Origin of the sequence: Streptomonospora halophila (genome assembly GCF_039542725.1) — a bacterium.
Taxonomy (GTDB): domain Bacteria; phylum Actinomycetota; class Actinomycetes; order Streptosporangiales; family Streptosporangiaceae; genus Streptomonospora; species Streptomonospora halophila.
This window is the reverse complement of the sequence record NZ_BAABIK010000007.1, coordinates 196,209-211,621: the sequence shown is the minus strand read 5'-3', so window position 1 is coordinate 211,621 and position 15,413 is coordinate 196,209. Positions and strand designations below refer to the sequence as shown.

The following is a 15,413-nucleotide window of genomic DNA, read 5'->3' as shown; positions in this document are numbered from 1 at the left end:
GGGCGCGGCCGGGCCCGCCGGCGGCGTCCGCCGGGGAGCTGGGCGCCGGGGCGCCTTCGGGAGCGCGCTCGGCCAGGTGCGCACGCACCGACCAGGCGACCGCCGCCGCCCAGGCCGCGGCCAGTGCGACGTAGACCGCGGTGAGGGCGCCCGGCGCCGCCTCGGGCCACACCGCCTCCAGCAGGCTGCGGGTGTTGGTCAGCACGATGAGGCCGCCTACCGCCGAGCCGAGCACCCGCGGCGGCACCCGCCGCACGATCCACGCCGCGACGGGGGCCGCCACGACGCCGCCGATCAGCAGGCCGCCCGTCCAGAGGGGGTTGATCCCCGCACCGCCGAGCCCGACGAGAAACCCGGCGCTGGCGGCGAGGGCGACGATGAACTCGCTGGTGTCGATCGAGCCGATCACCTTGCGGGGCTCGATGCGCCCGCCGGCCAGCAGCGCCGGCGTGCCCACCGGCCCCCAGCCGCCACCGCCGGTGGCGTCGAGGAACCCGCCGGCCAGGCCCAGCGGCACCAGGAGGCGCCGTCGGACCGGCGTGCCCAGCCGGGCGCGCGAGAGCGGCCAGAGCGTGAATCGCACGAGCACATAGGCGCCCAGCACCAGCAGCACGACCGACATGAGCGGCGCCGCGGCCGCGGTGGACAGCCCGCTGAGGAAGGTCGCCCCGGCGAACGCGCCGATCGCCCCGGGCAGGGCGATGCGCCGGACCACCCGCCAGTCGACGTTGCCCAGCCGCCAGTGCGCGGCGCCCGAGGCCAGGGTGGTGCCGATCTCGGCCAGGTGCACCGTCGCCGAGGCGGCCGCGGGCGTGGTGCCCGCGGCCAGCAGCAGGGTGGTGGAGGTGACGCCGTAGGCCATCCCCAGGCTGCCGTCGACGAGTTGGGCCAGCAGCCCGACGAGGGCGAAGATGACGAGTGTCTGCATGCCGTGCCGCTTCCCGGTGAGGAACCAGATTTTCCCTATAGGCTCAGTGGGATATTAACCCCGTTTTTCCTACCGGACAATAGGGGAATTGGGGGTGCGGGGCCGCCGCGCCGCCTCCCGCCGCTGACGCCTCGGACGGGCCGCGGCTAGAGTCGATCACCCGGCCGTGCGCGGCCGGGGCGGCGACCGGCCGCGACTGCCGACGGAGGTGCCATGGGCCGCGGGTACGGCGCGCACGAGCTGCTGGAGGCGACACTGGACGCCGGCTCGTTCCGCTCCTGGGACGGACCGCCGCTGGACGTCGCGCCCGACCCCGGCTACGCCGCCGAGCTGGCCCGGGCCCGCGAGCGCAGCGGCTGCGACGAGGCCGTAGTCACCGGCGAGGGCCTGCTGCGCGGTCGCCGCGTCGCCGTCGTGGCCTGCGAGTTCGACTTCCTCGCCGGCTCGATCGGGGTCGCCGCGGCCGAGCGGCTGACATCGGCGGTCGAACGCGCCACCGCCGAGCGCCTCCCGCTGCTGGCCGCACCCGCCTCCGGGGGCACCCGCATGCAGGAGGGCACCGTCGCGTTCCTGACCATGGTAAAGATCTCCGCCGCCGTCGCGGCGCACAAGGCGGCCGGCCTGCCCTTCCTCGTCTACCTGCGCCACCCCACCACGGGCGGCGTCCTGGCCTCCTGGGGCTCCCAGGGCCACGTCACCGTCGCCGAACCGGGCGCGCTGATCGGCTTCCTCGGCCCCCGCGTCTACGAGCAGCTCTACGACCGGCCCTTCCCTGAGGGCGTGCAGTCGGCGGAGAACCTCCACCGCCGCGGCCTCGTCGACGCCGTGCTCGGCGTCGACGACCTGCCCGGCACCGCCGACCGCACCCTGAACGTGCTGCTCGCCCGCGCCGGCGCGCTGCCCGAGGAGCCCGCGGTCCCCGAGGAGCCGACCGCCGAGGTGCCCGCCTGGGAGTCGATCACCCGCTCCCGGCGCCCCGACCGCCCCGGCGTGCGCGAGCTGCTGCGGCGCGCGGCCGGCGACGTCGTCCCCCTCAAGGGCACCGGCGAGGGCGAGGCCGACCCCGGCCTGCTGCTGGCCCTGGCCCGCTTCGGCGGTGCGCCGTGCGTCCTGCTGGGCCAGGACCGCTCCCGGCAGACCAGCGACCACCCCCTCGGCCCGGCCGCGCTGCGCGAGGCCCGCCGCGGCATGCGCATCGCCGAGGAACTGGACCTTCCGCTGGTCACCGTCATCGACACGCCCGGCGCCGCGCTCTCCCGCGAGGCCGAGGAGCAGGGCCTGGCCGGGCAGATCTCCCGCTGCCTGGCGGAGCTGGTCACCCTGCGCGCGCCCACCCTGGCCGTGCTCATGGGCCAGGGCACCGGGGGAGGGGCGCTGGCCCTGGTACCGGCCGACCGCGTCGTCGGCGCGCAGCACGCCTGGCTGTCGCCGCTGCCGCCGGAGGGCGCGAGCGCCATCGTGCACCGCACCACCGATCGCGCCCCCGAACTCGCCGAACGGCAGGGGGTGAGCACGGCGCGGCTGCGCGCGAACGGCATCGTCGACCGCATCGTGGCCGAGCGCCCCGACGCCGCCGACGAACCCGCGGCGTTCTGCGCCCGGATGGGCGCCGCGCTGCGCCACGAGCTCGCCGCACTGCTGCGCGCCGACCCCGACCGGCGCCTGGCGTGCCGCCACGCCCGCTACCGCCGCCTGGGCCTGCCCGGCTGAGCCGCGCCCGGTCGGCCCGGCGCCTCGCCGGGGGCCCCGCTGTGATCACGCGCACAGCGCGTCGGCACAATGACCAGACAACACCGGACACCACGCGGCGGCGCGACCGGCGCGGAGCAGTCGAAGGGGGCCCGTCCTGTGGCGGAGCGAGTGAGCACATCCCAGGGGCCATTGAGCGGAATCGTGGTGGTCGACCTGTCGCGGGCCCTGGCCGGGCCGCACGCCGCCATGCTGCTGGGCGACCTCGGCGCGCGCGTGATCAAGGTCGAGCAGCCCGCGACCGGCGACGACACCCGCGGCTGGGGGCCTCCCTTCGCCGGGCCCGAGGACGAGCGGATCAGCACCTACTTCCTCTCCTGCAACCGCAACAAGGAGTCGGTCGAGCTGGACCTGAAGTCCGAGGACGGCGCCTCGGTGCTCACCCGCCTGGTGCGCGCCGCCGACGTGCTCGTGGAGAACTTCCGCCCCGGCGTGCTCGACCGCCTCGGGTTCTCCGCCGAGCGCCTGGCCGAGCTCAACCCGCGCCTGGTGCTGTGCTCCATCAGCGGCTTCGGCCACGACGGGCCTGAAGGCGGGCGCGCCGGCTACGACCAGATCGCCCAGGGCGAGGCCGGGCTGATGAGCCTCACCGGCCCCGGGCCCGAGGAGCCCACCAAGGTGGGCGTGCCCATCGGCGACCTCCTGGCCGGGATGAACGGCGCCTACGGCGTGCTCAGCGCCCTCTACGAGCGCGAGCGCACCGGCCGCGGCCGCGTGGTGCGCACCTCGCTGCTGTCCTCCATCGTGGGCGTGCACGCCTTCCAGGGCACCCGCTGGACCGTGGGCGGGGAGGTGCCCCGGGCGATCGGCAACCACCACCCCTCGATCGCCCCCTACGGCGCCTACACCTGCGCCGACGGCATGCTGCAGGTCGCGGTCGCCAGCCAGGGCCAGTGGTCGAAGTTCGCCGGGCTGCTGGGTATCGACGCCGCCGACCCCCGCTTCGCCGACAACGCCTCCCGGGTCGCCAACCGCCCGCAGCTCAACGAGGCCGTCGAGGCCGTGCTCGCCACCGCCCCCCGCGACACCTGGCTGGGGCGCATCGGCGCCATCGGCATCCCCTGCGGCGCCGTGCGCACCCTCGACCAGGTCTACGAGTGGGACCAGGTGCGCTCCCAGGGCCTGGTGGCCGAGGTGGAGCACCCGGTGCTGGGTTCCATCGAACTGCCGGGGTCCGCCGTGCGCTTCGCCGACGCCGGCGACCCCGCCTCCGAAACACCGCCCGACTACCGCCCGCCGCCCCGCCTCGGCGAGCACAACGCGTCCGTGCGCGCCTGGTTGGACACCCTCGACGGCTCCGGGGAGTAGGCCGCGGCGACACGCAGCCGGGGCGGGCCCCCGCGGGAACCCGCCCCGGCCACGGTGCCGATGCCGTCCTCGGCGCCGCCTCAGGTCTTCTGCTCCACCTCGACCCAGTCGACCTCGGCGCGCACGCCGCCCTGGGCGATGCGGTCTACGCTGGACTGCGGCAGCCCCCAGTAGGGCTCCTCGACCTGGTTGTGGCCCGCCGGATAGGCTCCGCCCAGCGCCAGGTTGAAGATCACGTACTGGTCGCCGTCGAAGACCCACTGGCCGCGGGTGGACTCCAGCTTCTGGCGCGTGGTCCTCTGCACGATGCGCCCGTCGGCGCTGAACCGCATCACCTCGGGACGACTCGGCGACCTCGCCCGCGCGCACGGCCGCGACGAGCGCGTCGCGCCAGGGCCCCAGCGGCCCGGGCATCACCAGGTCGAGCCCCGCCGCGGCGGACTCGGCGGTGGTCGTGGCGGCCGACCAGTCGCTGACCACGACCCCGTCGAAACCCAGCTCGCCCTTGAGCAGCCCGGTGAGCAGGCGGCGGTGTGCGGTCATCGGCGCGGCCTCGGTGCCGTCGTCGGCGCCGTTGTAGGCCGCCATCACCATCCACGCGCCGGCCCCGCACACCGCGTCCTCGAACGGCGGCAGGTAGACCTCGCGCAGGGTGCGCTCGTCGAGGCGGGCGAGGTAGGAGGTGCGCCGGTACTCGGTCTCGTTGCCGATGAATTGCTTCACGCACGCGCCCACGCCCTCGCCCTGCAGCGCGCGGACGAAGGCGGCGCCCATGCGCCCGGTCAGCAGCGGGTCCTCGGAGAAGCACTCGAAGTGGCGGCCGCCTGCGGGGGAGCGCTGGAGGTTGACCACGGGCGCCAGGACCGCGTCCACCCCCTGGCGCCGCGCCTCGGCGGCGAAGAACCGGCCCACCCGCTCCATCAGGTCCTCGTCCCAGGCCGCGGCGATCCCGGTGGGGCTGGGCAGGCTCGCGGAGTGGTCGGCCTCGGTGCGTTCGCCGCCCCGCACGCCCGCGGGCCCGTCGGAGAGGGTGACGGGCAGCAGGCCGGCCGCCGGGGCGCCGTGCAGGACCCATGCGGTGCGGCCCGTCAGAAGGGCGACCTTGTCCTGGAGGCTGAGCGCGGCCACGCGGGCGAGCAGGTCGTGGTCCATGTGTCCTTGCCTTGTGATGTACGTCTCTACCGCCCGGACCTTACTTACTGAACATTCATTAAGCAAGACTCCCGTGAAACACTCGGATAGCGTGAACCCGGGCCCTCCACCCGCTCGGGCCGCCCCAGCAGGTCCCCCGCGTGCGAAGACCAGGAGTTGAGCAGCATGAGCGAGCCGGCGCAGCAGACCCCGGCGGCCACGCCGGGCAACACGCCGGGCAAGCGGGTCAACCGGCGCGAGGAGATCCTGCGGGCCGCCGCCGACGTCTTCGCCTCGCAGGGCTTCCACAACGCCTCGCTCGCCGACATCGCCGCCACGCTGGGCATCACGCCCGCCGGGGTGCTGCACCACTTCGGGTCCAAGACCGACCTGCTCACCGCCGTGCTGGAACTGCGCGACAGCGCCGACCCGCCGCCCAAGGGCCGGCGGTTCCTGGACCACCTGGTCGACACCGCCGAGCGCAACGCCGCCCGGCCCGGCACGACCCGGCTCTACGCCGTCCTCTCCGCCGAGAGCGTCACCGAGGGCCATCCCGCCCAGGACTGGTTCCGCCACCGCTACGCCGAGCTGCGCGCCGACGTCGAAGCGGCCGTCGTGGACCGGCTGGACCCCGGCGCCGCCGTCCCCGCCGCCGACGGCGTGCCCGAGGCCGCCCGCCCCACCCGCGAGGCCGCCGCGGCGATCCTCGCGGTCATGGACGGCCTCCAGGTCCAGTGGCTGCTGGACCCCGACGCCGTCGACATGGCCGCCGTCACCCGGCTGGTCGCCGACGCCCTGGTCACCCACCTCGCCGGCACCGGAGACGGGCCCGCCGCCGGCCCCGGCGCCGCCGACCGCACCGCCTGAGGCGCCGCCCGGTGCCCGAACCCACGCCCGAGACCCCCGCGCCCCGGCAGCCGCAGCACAACACGGCAGCGGTCGCAGCCGTGCACGGCACCCTGCTGCAGGCCCGCGACATCCACGGCGGGATCCACCTGCACCCGCCCGCTCCCGCTGAAGCGCCCCCCGACGTCAGCCTCGACGCCCCCCGCCCGCCCGAGCCCCTGCGCGGGCGCGACGACCTGCTCGCCGAGCTCGAAACCGCCGCGGCCGAAGGCGCGGACCGCCCTGCCGTGCTCACCGGGCCGGGCGGTATCGGCAAGTCCGCCGTCGCCGCCGCTCTCGCCCGGCGCGCCGCCGACCGCGGCCGCGACGTGTTCTGGGTCCGGGCGGGCACCGTCGCCCCCGCCCTGCTGGAGGCGGCCGTCGAGGCCGGCGGCTCCCGCGCCGAGGCCGACCGGCTCGCGTCCTCGCCGCGGCGCGCCGCCCGCTGGGCCTGGCGGCACCTGGACGCCGCGCCGCGGCCCTGGCTGCTCGTGCTGGACAACGCCGACCGCCCCGACGAACTCGACCCCGACCACCGGCCCGGCGAGGGCCTGGGCTGGCTGCGCACCAGCCCCCGCGGAGGCGTCGTCGTCACCACCCGCATCGGCGACCCCGCCCTGTGGGAGCCCGCCCTGATCCGCGAGGTCGGCGAGCTCGCACCGGACGACGCCGCCGCCGTGCTGGCCGACCGGGCCGGCCCGGTCGGCGCCGCGGGCGCCCGCGGCCTCGCCGACCGCCTCGGCGGCATCCCCCTGGCCCTCACCCTGGCCGGCGGCGCCGCGGCCTCCCACCCCGCACTCTTCGCCGACCTCGGCGCGCTGGGGGAACACCTCTCGGCCTCGGTGCTGCGCGTGGACCGCCTCTCGCGCCCCCTCACCCACCCGGGCCGCCGGCCCCGCCGCAGCACACTCGCCGGCGTCTGGGAGGCCTCCATGGAGCTGCTGGACACCGCGCCGCACGCCACTGGTCTGCTGCGGCTGCTGTCCGTCCTGGGCGCCGACGGCCTGGAGGTCCCGCTGCGGCGCCTGCCCCTGTCCCTGCTGCGCGGTGGCGACTGGGGCAGCGGCGGCGAGCCGTACAACGAACACCTCGACGAGACCGCGCTGGCCGCCGCGCTCAACGCGCTGGCCGTCCACGGCCTGGCGGCCCTGACGTCCGTCGGCGGCGAGCGCGCCCTGCGCATCCACCCGCTGATCGGCGAGACCATCCGCGAGGGGCTCGGCGACCGCGCCGCGCCCGTCGCCCGCACGGTCGCACTCCTCCTCGACCACCAGCGCGACCGCGACCCCGCGATGGAGCGGGCCGCCCACCGCGCCCTGGTCGAGGTGTGCTCGGCCGCCCTGGGCCCGGACCACCCCGACACCATCGGCGCCGAGGTCGGCATCGCCCGCCGGCGCCTCCAGCGGGGCGACGCCTCCGGCGCTGCGGCGGAGCTGGCCGGACTCGCCCGGCGCGCCGCCGGCGCCCTCGGGGCCGACCACCCGGTCGGCCTGCGGGCCCTGCACCACCGCGGCGACGCCCTCATCGCCCTCGGCCGCCTCGACGAGGCCGACAGCCTGTTCCGCGACCTGCTCGCCGCCCGCACCCGCGCGCTGGGCCCCGACGCGCCGGATACCGACGAGGAGCGCCACCAGCTCGCCACCGTCGCCCTGCGCAGGCACGATTGGGAGACCGCCGCGGCCGAGCTGGAGACCGTGCTCGCCCACCGCGCGAGCGACCGGGCCGCCGCTTCTCCGGGCGTGCTGTTCGCGCGCGTCAACCTCTGCTACGCACGGCTGCGCCAGGGCCGGCACGCCGCGGCCGAAGAGGGCCTCCGGCGCGTCATCGCCGAGTCCGGTGCGCAAGAGGGGACCGAGGAGCCCGCCGTCACCCTCGCGCGGCTCTACCTCGCCGTCAGCCGGATGGAGCGGGGCGAGGCCGGGCCCGCCGAGGAGGGCTTCGCCGACGCGCTGCGCCGCAGCGAGCACCGGCTCGGCGCCGACCACCCCGAGCTCGCCGAGATGCGCGCCCTGTTCGACGGCGCCCGCGCCGCCGGCGGCGCGCAGGGCTGAACCGGCGCCGCCCAGAGCCCGCTCAGCCGCCCTCGACCGGCGCGGCGGCGGCGCTCCAGCGCACGAACTCCGCCCATGCGCCGGGCGCGAACTCCAGCTGCGGCGGATCCGGCGTCGCCGAGTCCCGCACCCGCACCGAGTCCCCGGTGAACGCCGCCTCCACGCAGTTGCCCACCGCCGACGAGCGGCGGCTGCGCACCCATCCCGCCTGAGCGACCAGCACGGCGCCTCCCCGGATCCGCCACGCACCGCGGCCTTTGCCGCGCACCCCCGAGTGCACCACGCCCCGCCCCGCCCCGCAACGGCGCCGCCGGGCGCCGCGTGCCCGCCCCGCGGGGCCGTGACCGCCCGCGAGTAGCGTGTGGACACATGGAACGAGTACTCGTGTTCAGCCGCACCGCCGGATACCGCCACGACTCCATACCGGCCGGAATCCGCGCGGTCGAGGAGCTCGGCCGGAGCCGCGGATTCGCGGTCGACGCCTCCGAGGACCCCGCCGCCTGCCACCGGTTGCACGGCTACAGCGCCGTGGTGTTCCTCAGCCCCTCCGGCGGCGTCCTGGACGAGACCGGACGGGCCGCACTGGCCGACTACGTCTGCTCCGGCGGCGGCTTCTGCGGCGTCCACGCGGCCTCCACCGCCGAGCGCGACTGGCCTTTCTACGCCGAGCTCGTCGGCGCCCGCTTCACCCGCCACCCCGAGGTCCAGCCCGCGCGGGTGCGCGTCGAGGACGGCGACCACCCCGCCACCGCCCACCTGGGCGCGACCTGGACGCTCACCGACGAGTGGTACGACTTCGACCGCGACCCGCGCGCGGACGTGCGGGTCCTGCTCGCCGTCGACGAGGCCAGCTACCAGGGCGGGGGCATGGGCCCGGGCCACCCCGTCGCCTGGTGCCGCGGCGTCGGCGCGGGGCGCTCCTTCTACACGGCCCTGGGCCACCCCGCGTCCGCCTACGACGACCCGGGCTTCCGCGCCCACCTGCTCGGCGGTATACGCTATGCCGCCGCATGGTAACCGCTGGTCGCAGCGCACGGCGTCCGGAACCGGGCCGATCCGAAGGGAGAACGACGATGGCATCACCGCCCGCCGCCTACCAGGGGTCCGGCCCCGGAGGGGCCCTCGACGTGGACCGCGCCTTCTACGCGCGGTTGGCCGCCGCCGAGTGCGCGACCGCGGAGTCGTTCACCCTGCCCATCCGCTCCGGCCGCGCCTGGGAGGTGCCCGCCGGCCACCTGTGCCGGATCAGCACCCCTGAAGGCCCCCAGGTGGGCGATCTGAACATCTGGAACCGGCACGACCCCCGCGAGCGCCTGTGGGCCTCGCGCACCCGGCAGCTGCAGGCCGCCCACATCACCACCTACGACCGCCTGTGGTCCACGCTGCCCTTCCTGCGGCCGCTGGCCACCGTCACCGCCGACACCCTCGCCGACCACGGCACCGACGCCGACGGCGGCCGCGTCCACGACCTGCTGGGCACCCGCTGCGACCCCTACGTCAACCGGATGCTCACCGGCGGGGACTTCGACTTCCACTGCCACTCCAACCTCACCCGCGCGGTCATGCCCTACGGGCTCACCGAGTTCGACGTGCACGACGTCCTCAACGTCTTCCAGTGCACCGGGCTCAACGACGAGGACCGGTACTTCATGAAGGCCAGCCCCGCGCGGGCGGGCGACCACATCGCGTTCTTCGCCGAGACCGACCTGCTGATGGCGCTGTCGACCTGCCCCGGCGGCGACCTGTCGGTGGACCTGTGGGGCCCGAACGCCGGCGACCCGCTCCAGGTGTGCCGCCCGCTGGCCGTGGAGGTGCTGCGCCCGCCGGAGGAGCTGCTCGACGGCTGGTCGCCGCCGCGACGGGCCGACTACGCCGGCCTGCACGGCCTGCACCGGCCCCAGTGGGGCGCGGACGCCGGCTGAGCGGCGGCGCGGGCGCCCGTGGACGGTCCGACCGCGGAGGACCGGTTGGCCGCGGCCGGACCGCTCGACGCCGCATACGCTGGCGGTATGGACGCCCTGCCCGGCGAGCGGACGCTCGTGCTCGACGGCGGACTGGCCACGCGGCTGGAGGACCTCGGCTGCGACCTGCGCGACGAGCTGTGGTCGGCGCGGCTGCTGCACGACGACCCCGCCGTCCTCCGCCGCGCCCACCGCGACTTCTTCGCGGCCGGAGCCGACGTCGCCATCACCGCGTCCTACCAGGCCTCGGTCCCCGGGTTCACCGCCCGCGGGCTGAGCCGCGGCGAGGCCCGCGCCCTGATCGCCCGCTCGGTGGAGGTGGCCGCCCAGGCCCGCGACGAGGCCGGAGGCGGGATCGTCGCGGCCTCCGTCGGGCCCTACGGCGCCGCCCGTGCCGACGGATCGGAGTACACCGGCGACTACGGCCCGCGGGCGGGCACCGCCGACGCGCTGGCCGACTGGCACCGCGAACGCTGGCACCTGCTCGCCGAAAGCGGCGCCGACCTGCTCGCCTGCGAGACCCTGCCCTCCTGCACCGAGGCGCAGGCCCTCGTCCGGCTGCTGGCGGAGACCCCCGGTGTGCGCGCGTGGTTCAGCTTCAGCTGCCGCGACGGCGAGCGCATCAGCGACGGCACGCCGCTGGCCGAATGCGCCGCCCTGCTGGCCGGACACGACCAGGTGGTGGCCGTCGGCGCCAACTGCACCGCGCCGCGCCACATCCCCGAGCTGGTCAGCGGGGTCCGGGGCGTGCCCGCGGTCGCCTACCCCAACTCCGGCGAGATCTGGGATGCCGGCGCCCGCACCTGGCGCGGCGCCCGCGCCCCCGCGGCGTTCGGCGCGGCGGCCCGGGAATGGCGGCGCGCCGGCGCGCGGCTGATCGGCGGGTGCTGCCGCACCACACCCGAGCACGTCCGCCGGATCCGCGCGCACCTGGACTGAGCGCCCGGTCCCGCCGAGCCGGGGACTGCGGGCCCGTGCGCCGCCCTCAGCCGAAGGGCGGCGCCACGTCCCCGCCCGCCCGGACCTCGCCCATCACCCGGTGCATCACCTCGGTCTCGTTGAGGTGCGGGAACGGGGTGGAGGGCTCGTCGGCGCCCAGGAACCCGCACAGCGGACCCCAGCCCTGGCCGAGGCGGTAGACCAGCAGCCGCTCGGCGGGCACCGCCTCGACGACCTCGGCGCGGTGCCGCTCGAACGCCGCGAGCGCCTGCTCCCGACCGGGGACGCCGGCCGCCTCGCCGAAGAGCGAGCTCCAAATCGGGTGCAGGATCTCAAAGAGCTCCGCCTCCCGCGGGCCGGCGGAGGTCCCCGCGAGCATCCCCTCGGCCATCCGGAAGATCGTCGCGGACATGCTCGCGTACCAGCGGCGCGGGTCGCGGTCGGTCAGCACCACCTTCGCCCGGGGGTAGGCCGCCGCGAGCTCGCGCCAGAAGTGGGAGAACGGCCAGTCCACGCCCGCCCGGTACCCCCGCACGACGGAGTCCCAGTCGACCGGCTCGGCCTCGAGCGCGTGCTGCCACCGGGAGAGGTGCCCGGGATGGGAGAGCAGCTCGAACATGTGGTAGCAGGGACCGTAGCCGAGCTGCTCCAGCGCCGCCTTCATCGAGCTGGTTCCGGTGCGGGGCAGCCCCGCACCGATGATCTGGACCATCGTCCGCCCTTTCCGTCCTGTCGGGGTTTCGCGCAGTCGTCCTTCCCGCCGGGCCCGCGCCAGGACGGTGCCGCACCGGCCGGATCGGGCCGCCGCGAACAGGTCTGGGCCGGGCCGGGGGAGGGTAGCCGCGGCCGGTGCGGCCTCCGCGGTCCGGACGGCTACCGGCGACGGTGCTGGGTAGCGGAACCGCGCGAGCAACGACGAGGGAGTTCCGCCCGCACGCGCAGGGGCCCGGCGCGGCGCCCGGTCCGCGTCCGCGCCGGGCCCCGCCGCGGGCGCCGACGACGAAAGGCAGGCCCGCCATGGCCAACATCGCCGTTTTCGGAGCGAGCGGGATGATCGGATCCCGCGTGGTCGACGAGGCCCTCGCACGCGGCCACGGGGTCACCGCGCTGGCACGCGACCGCACGCGCCTGCCGCACAAGGGCGAGCGGCTCGCCGTCGCGACCGCCGACGTGCTCGACCCGGGCGACGTGACCGCGGCGGCGCGCGGCCAGGACGTCCTGGTCAGCGCCGTGGGCGGCGACGGCCACCGCAGCGTCGTCGAGCCCGCGGCCCGCACGATCGTCGAGGCGCTGCGCAATCTGGAGGACCGGCCCCGGTTCATCATGGTCGGCGGCGCGGGAAGCCTGGAGGCCGCCCCGGGCAAGCGGGTGTGGGACACCCCCGGGCTGCCCGAGGACGTCCTGGCGACCATGCACGCCCACGGCGAGGCCCTGGAGTTCCTGCGCGGCGTCACCGACGTCGGCTGGACCAACATCAGTCCGCCGGCGGTCGTCGAGCCGGGCGAGCGCACCGGCGGCTACCGCACCGACACCCACCGGCTGGTCGCCGACGCCCAGGGCACCAGCCGCATCAGCGCCGAGGACTACGCCGTGGCGCTCGTCGACGAGATCGAGTCGCCCCGGCACCCCGACGAGCGCTTCACCGTGGGCAACTGAGCGATCCGGCGCCGCCCGGCCGGGCCGCCGGAGGCCGCAGGGCACCGACGTCAAGGAGGAGGCCGCCATGGCCGCCAAACGCGAGAAGGACATCGCACGACAGGTGATCAGCGAGGCCGGGGGCACGATGGCCCGCGAGGCCGGTATCCGCCTGGCGGACCGGCCGGCGCCGCTGTGGCAGCTGCTGGTACTGGCCAACCTGGCCTCGGCGCGCATTTCGGCCGACATCGCCGCGGCCGCCGCGCGGGAGCTGAACGAGGCGGGCGGCACCACGCCCGACGGCATGGCCCGGCTCACCTGGCAGCAGCGCGTGGACGCGCTGGGGCGCGGCAGCTACGTCCGCTACGACGAGAGCACCGCGACCAGGCTGGGCGACTGCGCCGAACTCGCACGTGAGCGCTACGGCGGCGACCTGCGCCGGATCGCCGAGGAGGCGGAGGGCAGCCGCACCCGCCTGGCCAAGGCGCTGCAGGAGTTCAAGGGGGTGGGGCCCACGGGCTCCGACATCTTCTGCCGCGAGGTGCAGCACGTGTGGCCGTGGCTGCGGCCCTACGTCGACAAGCTCGTCCGCAAGGGCGCCGCCCGCGTCGGTCTGCCCGACGACGGCGGCGCGCTGGCCGAGCTGGTCGGCGGCGACGAACTGGCCTCCCTCTGCGCGGGCCTGGTGCGCGTCGCCCGCCGGGACGACCTGGCCGAGCGGGTGGCGCCGCAGGCGGCCTGACCTGCTCCGGCACCCCGTCGCGGCGAGGCGGGCGCGCCGGAGCGGCCGCCTCGCCACAAGCGGCGAATGTCGGCGGCGCGGCGTAGCGTGGAGGCATGTGCCGCAACATCCACCGCCTGTACAACTACGAACCGCCCGCCACCGAGGACGAGGTCCGCGAGGCCGCGCTGCAGTACGTCCGCAAGATCAGCGGCAGTACGCACCCCTCGGCCGCCAACCGCGCGGCGTTCGACCGCGCCGTCGAGGCGGTGGCCGCCGCCACCGGCGAGCTGCTGGGGTCGCTGACCACCACCGCACCGCCGCGCTCGCGCGAGGAGGACGCCGCCCGCGCCCGCGAGCGCGCCCGGTCCCGCTACGGCGACGCGGCGTCGGCCTGAGGTACCGCCGCCGATCGGCGGTCGCCCGGCGGGCGGTCCCGGTTGCGGGTCGCGCACGGGTGGCGAGGCGCTCGCGGGGGCGCCGCCGTCGTGCTTACGCGCGCCCGGATCGGGCAAGCGGACGCCGGGGCCGCGCCCGGTGGCGCCGGCGGCGCGCTGACGCACCGCGCCGCGCGGGTCGTGCGCCGCCGCGACCGGTTCAGCATGCGCGCCCACGCGGTTTCCGGGGTGCCGGGCACGTGCGGCGACGATCGCGGCCGTCCTCCGCAACGCCCGGCCCTCATGCGCCGGGCGCTCCGCTCACCACCGCACGTCCAGGCGCTCGGGGGAGCGGTGGATCATGGTGGGCAGCATGCTGATCCGCGCGTGGGGATCGAGCCGCGCCCCGGGCAGCCGCCGGGTCAGCTCGCGCAGGACCGCGCTCAGCTGCGCGCGGGCCAGGCGCGCGCCCGGGCAGGCGTGGACGCCGTGCCCGAACCCCAGGTGGCGCTGCGGGCGCCGGGTGATGTCGAGGCGGTCGGGCCGGGCGAACTGCGCGGGGTCGCGGTTGGCCGCACCGAAGGAGACGAACAGGACGGCGCCCTCCGGCAGCGCCGTACCGCCCAGGACCGTCTCGCGCACGGCTCGGCGGCGGAACCCCTGGATGGGGGAGTCGAAGCGGGCGCACTCCTCGACCGCGTCGGGGATCAGCCCGGGGTCCTCGCACAGCGCCTCCCACTGCTCGCGCCGGCGCAGCAGGTGCAGCAGCATCGAGGCCATCAGCGCACTGGTGGTCAGGTGCCCGGCCAGCAGCAGGTTCTGCAGCGACGAGACGCACTCGCCGCTCTGCTCGCGGGTGAGCTCCTGCGCACCGGGAGCCAGCGCCCGGACGAAGGCCGTGATGAGGTCGTCGCGGGGCTCGGCGTGGCGGCTGCGCACGTAATCCTCCATCCGGCGCTGCAGCCGTGCGATCTCCTCCGCGGCCGCGACCTGGCCGCCGGTGTCCAAAGGGCGAAACGCCAGGTCGGTCGCGAGGTAGCCGCCGCGCACGACCGCCGGGACGTCGCCGGGGTCCAGGCCCATCAGGTGCCCGATCACCTCGCCGGGCAGCCGTCGTGCGAGCCGCTCCACCAGGTCGGCGCCCCCGTCGGCGGCGAGGCCGTCCACGAGACGGGCGGTGCGCTCGCGGATGAACTCCTCTGCCGCGTCGACGCGGGCCGCCGAGAGGCCGCGCGTGTGCGGCGCGCGGTAGCGGCGGTGCGCCGGTCCGTCGGAGGAGAGGACCACGCCGCCGGCTCCGGCGCCCTCGGCCAAAGCCGCCCGCGCCTCGGGCCCGGGGACGGCGTCGGGGCGCAGCGCTCCCGCCGAGGAGAAGTCGTCGGGGCGGGCCAGCGCCTCGCGGACGTCGGCGAAGCGCGCCACCAGCCACGCGTCCAGCTCGGGGACGAAGGTGAGCCCGGGCTCTCGGCGGGCCCTGGCGTAGTGGGGGTAGGGGTCGCGCTGGAAGGCGTCGAGCGCGGCGAAGTCCATGCGTCCTCACCTTTCTTCTGGGAGTCGGTCCCTGACCGCCGGGTGGGTCGGCAGAACCCCGGCGGCGCCGGGCTCGGCTGGTCTGCGTTCGCCGCGGGCAGGGCTGAAGCGGACGGGCCGCCCGGCGCTCCGCGACGCGTCGGCATCGGGGGTCTCCTTGCGGCGGCGGGCTGGGGGCGGTCTCGCTGCGGCGATGAT

15 protein-coding genes and 1 pseudogene are annotated in these 15,413 nt (G+C 76.6%); 10 read left to right on the top strand and 6 right to left on the bottom strand.

Annotated features, from left to right (window positions below; all coding sequences use genetic code 11):
• Positions 1-928: sulfite exporter TauE/SafE family protein (locus ABEA15_RS08825; protein WP_345556233.1), on the bottom strand; the 928-nt coding region annotated here is incomplete at its 3' end.
• A 213-nt stretch (positions 929-1,141) separates the two neighbouring features.
• On the opposite strand from ABEA15_RS08825, the gene ABEA15_RS08820 reads away from it, so the two are divergent.
• Both ABEA15_RS08820 and ABEA15_RS08815 read left to right on the top strand, forming a co-directional pair.
• Entirely contained in the window at positions 1,142-2,638 is a 1,497-nt protein-coding gene (locus ABEA15_RS08820; protein ID WP_345556232.1) for a carboxyl transferase domain-containing protein, read from the top strand.
• A gap of 150 nt (positions 2,639-2,788) precedes the next feature.
• The gene (locus ABEA15_RS08815; RefSeq protein WP_345556231.1) at positions 2,789-3,985 is read left to right on the top strand and encodes a CaiB/BaiF CoA transferase family protein; all 1,197 of its coding nucleotides are present in this window, start codon (positions 2,789-2,791) and stop codon (positions 3,983-3,985) included.
• 80 nt (positions 3,986-4,065) lie between these two features.
• Here ABEA15_RS08815 and ABEA15_RS08810 read toward each other — a convergent pair whose 3' ends face one another.
• The gene (locus tag ABEA15_RS08810) at positions 4,066-4,290 is read right to left on the bottom strand and encodes a hypothetical protein (RefSeq protein WP_345556230.1); all 225 of its coding nucleotides are present in this window, start codon (positions 4,288-4,290) and stop codon (positions 4,066-4,068) included.
• A 73-nt stretch (positions 4,291-4,363) separates the two neighbouring features.
• Positions 4,364-5,137: pseudogene (locus ABEA15_RS08805) on the bottom strand (glycoside hydrolase family 3 protein); the annotation flags it as partial.
• 165 nt (positions 5,138-5,302) lie between these two features.
• On the opposite strand from ABEA15_RS08805, the gene ABEA15_RS08800 reads away from it, so the two are divergent.
• Both ABEA15_RS08800 and ABEA15_RS08795 read left to right on the top strand, forming a co-directional pair.
• Positions 5,303-5,983 (top strand): TetR/AcrR family transcriptional regulator, encoded by a 681-nt coding sequence (locus ABEA15_RS08800; RefSeq protein ID WP_344143227.1) that lies wholly within the window; start codon positions 5,303-5,305, stop codon positions 5,981-5,983.
• Positions 5,984-5,994: 11 nt separating this feature from the next.
• A complete protein-coding gene (locus ABEA15_RS08795) occupies positions 5,995-8,052 on the top strand; it encodes a tetratricopeptide repeat protein (protein WP_345556229.1) in 2,058 nt (685 codons plus the stop codon).
• A 22-nt stretch (positions 8,053-8,074) separates the two neighbouring features.
• Here ABEA15_RS08795 and ABEA15_RS08790 read toward each other — a convergent pair whose 3' ends face one another.
• On the bottom strand, positions 8,075-8,275 hold the full coding sequence (locus ABEA15_RS08790) for a DUF397 domain-containing protein (protein WP_345556228.1): 201 nt from the start codon (positions 8,273-8,275) through the stop codon (positions 8,075-8,077).
• Between the two features lie 146 nt (positions 8,276-8,421).
• Here ABEA15_RS08790 and ABEA15_RS08785 point away from each other — a divergent pair, with 146 nt between their 5' ends.
• The 3 genes from ABEA15_RS08785 to mmuM all read left to right on the top strand — a co-directional run bounded on the left by ABEA15_RS08785 (position 8,422) and on the right by mmuM (position 10,952).
• Positions 8,422-9,069 carry a ThuA domain-containing protein gene (locus tag ABEA15_RS08785; RefSeq protein ID WP_345556227.1) on the top strand — a complete coding sequence of 216 codons (648 nt, stop codon included), beginning with the start codon at positions 8,422-8,424 and terminating at the stop codon, positions 9,067-9,069.
• 56 nt (positions 9,070-9,125) lie between these two features.
• Positions 9,126-9,974: an urea carboxylase-associated family protein gene (locus ABEA15_RS08780; protein ID WP_344143223.1), complete on the top strand. Its 849-nt coding sequence runs from the start codon at positions 9,126-9,128 to the stop codon at positions 9,972-9,974.
• Between the two features lie 87 nt (positions 9,975-10,061).
• Positions 10,062-10,952, top strand: coding sequence for a homocysteine S-methyltransferase (gene mmuM, locus ABEA15_RS08775; RefSeq protein ID WP_345556226.1), 891 nt, complete (start codon positions 10,062-10,064; stop codon positions 10,950-10,952).
• 46 nt (positions 10,953-10,998) lie between these two features.
• Here mmuM and ABEA15_RS08770 read toward each other — a convergent pair whose 3' ends face one another.
• Positions 10,999-11,664, bottom strand: coding sequence for a sulfotransferase family protein (locus ABEA15_RS08770; RefSeq protein ID WP_345556225.1), 666 nt, complete (start codon positions 11,662-11,664; stop codon positions 10,999-11,001).
• 305 nt (positions 11,665-11,969) lie between these two features.
• Between ABEA15_RS08770 and ABEA15_RS08765 the strand changes: the two genes are divergently transcribed.
• The 3 genes from ABEA15_RS08765 (at position 11,970) to ABEA15_RS08755 (ending at position 13,706) form a co-directional block, all read left to right on the top strand.
• Complete coding sequence (locus ABEA15_RS08765) at positions 11,970-12,608, top strand: NAD(P)-dependent oxidoreductase (RefSeq protein ID WP_344143218.1); 639 nt, start codon at positions 11,970-11,972, stop codon at positions 12,606-12,608.
• Positions 12,609-12,675: 67 nt separating this feature from the next.
• Positions 12,676-13,329, top strand: coding sequence for an endonuclease (locus tag ABEA15_RS08760; RefSeq protein ID WP_344143217.1), 654 nt, complete (start codon positions 12,676-12,678; stop codon positions 13,327-13,329).
• Between the two features lie 95 nt (positions 13,330-13,424).
• Positions 13,425-13,706, top strand: coding sequence for a DUF2277 domain-containing protein (locus tag ABEA15_RS08755; protein ID WP_344143215.1), 282 nt, complete (start codon positions 13,425-13,427; stop codon positions 13,704-13,706).
• A 300-nt stretch (positions 13,707-14,006) separates the two neighbouring features.
• On the opposite strand, the gene ABEA15_RS08750 is transcribed toward ABEA15_RS08755, so the two are convergent.
• Positions 14,007-15,215 (bottom strand): cytochrome P450, encoded by a 1,209-nt coding sequence (locus ABEA15_RS08750; RefSeq protein WP_345556224.1) that lies wholly within the window; start codon positions 15,213-15,215, stop codon positions 14,007-14,009.
• Positions 15,216-15,413 lie beyond the last annotated feature (198 nt).